The organism is Candidatus Cyanaurora vandensis (genome assembly GCF_013285555.1).
Taxonomy (GTDB): domain Bacteria; phylum Cyanobacteriota; class Cyanobacteriia; order Gloeobacterales; family Anthocerotibacteraceae; genus Cyanaurora; species Cyanaurora vandensis.
The window spans coordinates 1-3,969 of the sequence record NZ_JAAXLT010000088.1; the positions used below are offsets into that span (position 1 = coordinate 1).

General features: G+C 55.4%; 5 protein-coding genes. 1 reads left to right on the forward strand and 4 read right to left on the reverse strand.

Features of this window, described 5'->3' with window-relative positions; genetic code table 11:
• Nucleotides 1-72: 72 nt before the first annotated feature.
• From HFM78_RS05570 to HFM78_RS05580, 3 genes are all read right to left on the reverse strand, one after another.
• Complete coding sequence (locus HFM78_RS05570) at nt 73-468, reverse strand: Uma2 family endonuclease (protein ID WP_287128434.1); 396 nt, start codon at nt 466-468, stop codon at nt 73-75.
• A gap of 141 nt (nt 469-609) precedes the next feature.
• Nucleotides 610-1,815 carry a choice-of-anchor tandem repeat GloVer-containing protein gene (locus HFM78_RS05575; protein ID WP_287128435.1) on the reverse strand — a complete coding sequence of 402 codons (1,206 nt, stop codon included), beginning with the start codon at nt 1,813-1,815 and terminating at the stop codon, nt 610-612.
• Between the two features lie 190 nt (nt 1,816-2,005).
• On the reverse strand, nt 2,006-2,734 hold the full coding sequence (locus HFM78_RS05580) for a DUF1350 family protein (RefSeq protein ID WP_287128436.1): 729 nt from the start codon (nt 2,732-2,734) through the stop codon (nt 2,006-2,008).
• A gap of 109 nt (nt 2,735-2,843) precedes the next feature.
• On the opposite strand from HFM78_RS05580, the gene HFM78_RS05585 reads away from it, so the two are divergent.
• A complete protein-coding gene (locus HFM78_RS05585; protein ID WP_287128437.1) occupies nt 2,844-3,575 on the forward strand; it encodes a DUF2993 domain-containing protein in 732 nt (243 codons plus the stop codon).
• Here the strand turns inward: HFM78_RS05585 and HFM78_RS05590 are convergent.
• Nucleotides 3,572-3,850 (reverse strand): hypothetical protein, encoded by a 279-nt coding sequence (locus tag HFM78_RS05590; protein ID WP_287128438.1) that lies wholly within the window; start codon nt 3,848-3,850, stop codon nt 3,572-3,574. The genes HFM78_RS05585 and HFM78_RS05590 overlap by 4 nt on opposite strands.
• Between the last annotated feature and the right edge of the window lie 119 nt (nt 3,851-3,969).

Consider the following 3,969-nt stretch of genomic DNA (forward strand, 5'->3'; position numbering starts at 1 on the left):
AGCCACTTGGTTTTGCGGTGCGATGAGCCAGCCCAGTTGTGCGCCATTGGCAATGTATTCTTCAAGCTTGGTCTAGATATCGGTCAGTTCGTCCGTGGGTGAGAGGAGCTCTAGGACAAAATCAGGGCAGACCGGGGCAAATTTGCGTTTTTGTTTGGGAGTGAGCGTATCCCAGCGGTCTTGACGAATCCAGGAAACATCAGGAGAACGAATGGCTCCATTGGGTAAGGTGAAGCCAGCGGCAGAGTCGAAAACCACACCTAACTGAGTCTGCTGGTTCCAAAGCCAAAGTTGAGCAATCAAGCTGGCGTTAAAATAACCGCTTTCACTGCCGGTGGGAGCCATGGCGATCAGTTCTCCGGTCGCCGTGCGTTCGAGGCGCGTCTCTGGATTGTGGTGACAGAGTTGTTCAAAAGCTTCATCACTGAGGGTGAGCAGAGGTTTGAGCTTGAGGGTGATTAGGGCCACGGGCTAAGCTCCATTAGACAGAGCGGTGTAACGACCATAGCGCATCGTGACTCTGACGTAGCAGTATGGATTACGTCTCTGTAGCTGTCATCAAAAAAGCTCCTTGTTAAGGAGCTTCTGATAAGTTACCGAAACGATGTGTTATAGGGTCGGGGTTGGTATGACGCCCCCTAGCCGAAATATCGTCCCGGCCCGAGCACTGCCGCCCCCAGCCGTGGTGCCGTAGAAAGTACCATCAGCACCCTGCACCACCCCGCCATAGAGCGCAGAGCCCCTAGCGTAATTGAAAGCCAATAGCGTGGTGAGGACGCCCGCTGGGGTCATCTGAAACACTGTGCCAAAGCCAAAACCGCCCCGGACCGTGGTGCCACCCCGAGCCGTGGTGCCATAGAAGTTGCCATCACTACCCTGGACCAAGCCAGCAAAGGGGTCAGCCCCACGGGTCTGCTCATCAAAATCAACCAGGGTCGTGAGTGTGCCGTTGGGTGTTATCCGAAATGCAGTGCCATCCCGAGAACTGCCACCCTGGAAGGTGGTGCCGTAGAAGTAGCCATCACTGCCCTCCACCAATGGGGCCTCAGGAAAATAGCCCGCTGCGTCGCTGTCACTAAAGTTAAACAAGGTCGTGATGCTGCCACTAGGGGTCATCCGAAATACCGTGCCACAGCCCGTAAAGCCTGCAAAACAAGCTGCACTACCGCCATGGAAGGTAGTGCCGTAGAAGTCGCCATCGCTGCCCTGCACTAATCCATTTGGGGCTTCACCATTGGCGTTGTCGAAGTTAACCAGGGTAGTGAGCGTGCCATCAGGCGTTACCCGAAACGCTGTGCCACAACCTGAGGAGTAGCAATTGGTTGAACTCCCACCGTAATCCGTCGTGCCGTAGAAGTTGCCATCAGTACCCTGGACCAAATCGGTAGCGGGATTCCAGCCATGGGCACGGTCAAAGCTAGCTAATGTGGTGAGCGTACCATCAAGGGTCATCCGAAATACTGTGCCGCAGCCAAAAGTGCCACAATTTGTAGAACTGCCACCGCCGGTGGTGGTGCCATAGAAATTGCCATCAGTGCCCTGCACCAAGCTACCAATGGGATTAGCTCCATTGGCTTGGTTGAAGTTGACGAGGGTGGTAAGGGTACCAGCGGGTGTCATCCGAAACACTGTGCCACAACCATCCCGGCAATTGGTTGAGCTACCGCCGTACCAAGCAGTGCCATAGAAGTTACCGTCACTACCCTGGACCAAGCTACCGACGGGATTAGCTCCATTAGAACCGTCAAAAGTAACCAGTGTAGTGAAGGACTGCGCCGAAACCCCGCTCGGGACCGGACTCAGCAGTAAAAGCATAAACACAAGTAATCTATTCCGATGGATCATCTTCTGTACAACGCTTGACGCTCGTTGCGTTAACGAACCTAACGTGTTGCTGTGCCGCTCGTTCATGGTTACCCTCTGACTGGTTGTCCTCTGCACTGTACGGAATTCATCTGATTTCCACAGTGTGAATAGGTGACAAAAAGTGAGCTATTGGCTGGGGTCACGCGCCTAGCTGCTCCTCGCGCAACCAATCTAGGACGGCTTGGGTCGTCCGATGGAGGTCTAGGTTCGCATTGGGCGGGACGGGTCCGGTCTGCCAGGGATTAAAAGTGGGAGATTGCCAAGCAGACGGACCCAGGGGCGTAAGGTGATTTCCCGGTAAAGTCCGTACCGTGGGACTCACAAGAAGTTCGGCGAGCTCCGGGGTCTGGTCCAGGGTGTCATCTTGATAACGGATCAATAAATTGTGCTGAGTCCGGTAACAGTTACGGATAAGCTGCTGGGTCTGTTGGGGCGAGGGCGTGAACTCGGGGGTCAACCGGGGGTCTAGTTGGTCGAACCAAGGCACCGCCCGCCGCACTGGGTAATTGTTGAAACTAATCAAGATATTCCCCGCCCGGGTTGCTTGAAATAACCCGCCGCACAACAGGTGTAGTTTCACGCCCAAGCTATGGCCCAGACCGTAGACCGGGAGCCGTTGCCAACCCAACCGCTCAGTCACTTGTTCAAAGCGATCTAGGACCTCTTGGGCAAGCAGACTGTGATCAAAAATATTCAGGTATGGCACCGCCACCACCCCCCATCCGGCTTGAACTAGGGGGACCAAGAGGGCTTGATAAGACAACTGGGGAGCCACACCGACAAAAGCACCCCCCAACAGATGAATCACCCCAGTGAGTCTAGTTTTGGGCGGCAAAACCCAGGCCCCATCCACGACTTGCCAATCCATCTCGAACCCCCAGTGACTCATCTATGGTAGCGGACCCCTGATCCCCGACCTCCGACAGACCCTATTTAGGTACTGGGTCAGCTACCTTACGCAAAAGGTGAGTCATCCCATGTCCGATTCCAACCTGGGTCTAGGCGAACAAGCCCTCAGCCGCGCCGCTGAACTAGTCATCAATACCCAACTCACCGAGTCCGAGTCTCTGACGATAGATGTCCACGCCCCTGGTCTGATGCCCATGCAGGGGGAAGCCACTGGGGTCCATATCGAAGGTAAGGGGCTGACCTTTCATGAAATGCGTGTTGAGGCCGTCGAGGTCCAAACCGAGGCGGTGTCCATAGACCCATTGCGGGCCTTGGTGGGGGATATTCACCTCAGTCAGCCCGTCGCCGCCACCGCCCGCTTGGTCCTCAAGGCTGAAGACCTTAACCGGGCCCTCAATACCCCGACCGCCCTTGCGCCTTTCCAGGGTGTGACCCTACCGTGTACCGATAAACCGGGCACCCTGGATGTCCTAGCCGTCCATCTCGATTTCCCAGCCGCACAAAAGATGACCCTGGAGGTCCGCTTGAACCTGGGTTATGTGGGCGAACCTTCTCAAACCGTGGCTTTTACGGCGGGCATCCTAGTAGATAGCAATCTCTGTATTCAAGAAATGCACTTTTTAAAAGGTTACGAACTACCCCTGGAACTCGCGGGACCCTTGATGCAGCGCATCAGTATCTTGGCCCGTCAACGGGCGTTTAGTTGGCAGGGGATGGCCTTCCAGGTCCATGATCTCCAAGTAGAACCGGGTGCGATGGTTATCACCAGTGCGGCCCAAATTGCCCAGATGCCGAGCTAAGCCAAGTCCGGGTCCAGACCCTGATCCCGCCGATAACGGGTCAAACGTTCGACCTGTTGTTGGGCCAGCTCTTTTTCCTGACGTTGTTGTTCCATACGCTCTGCCCCCCAGGGCAATAGGACCCCAGCTTGGTCCCACCAACGAAGCCAACGACTGGTCCGGTGCCCTTTTTTTCCGGACCATACGCCCAACTGCAACCCCAAACCCGCCAGGAGATACCGCCCGTTCAGGTTTGCCGCCTGACGTTGATAGCGTCCCTCCGTCAGGCAATACACCTCTAGGGCACCACGATTAATTGCTGTCTGTCCTCATAAATGAGAAACTAGGAGAAAGAATTGGCCCAAACATGGGGCAGCAAGGAATCTGGGATTGGGAAAAACGGCAAGAGTGCTTG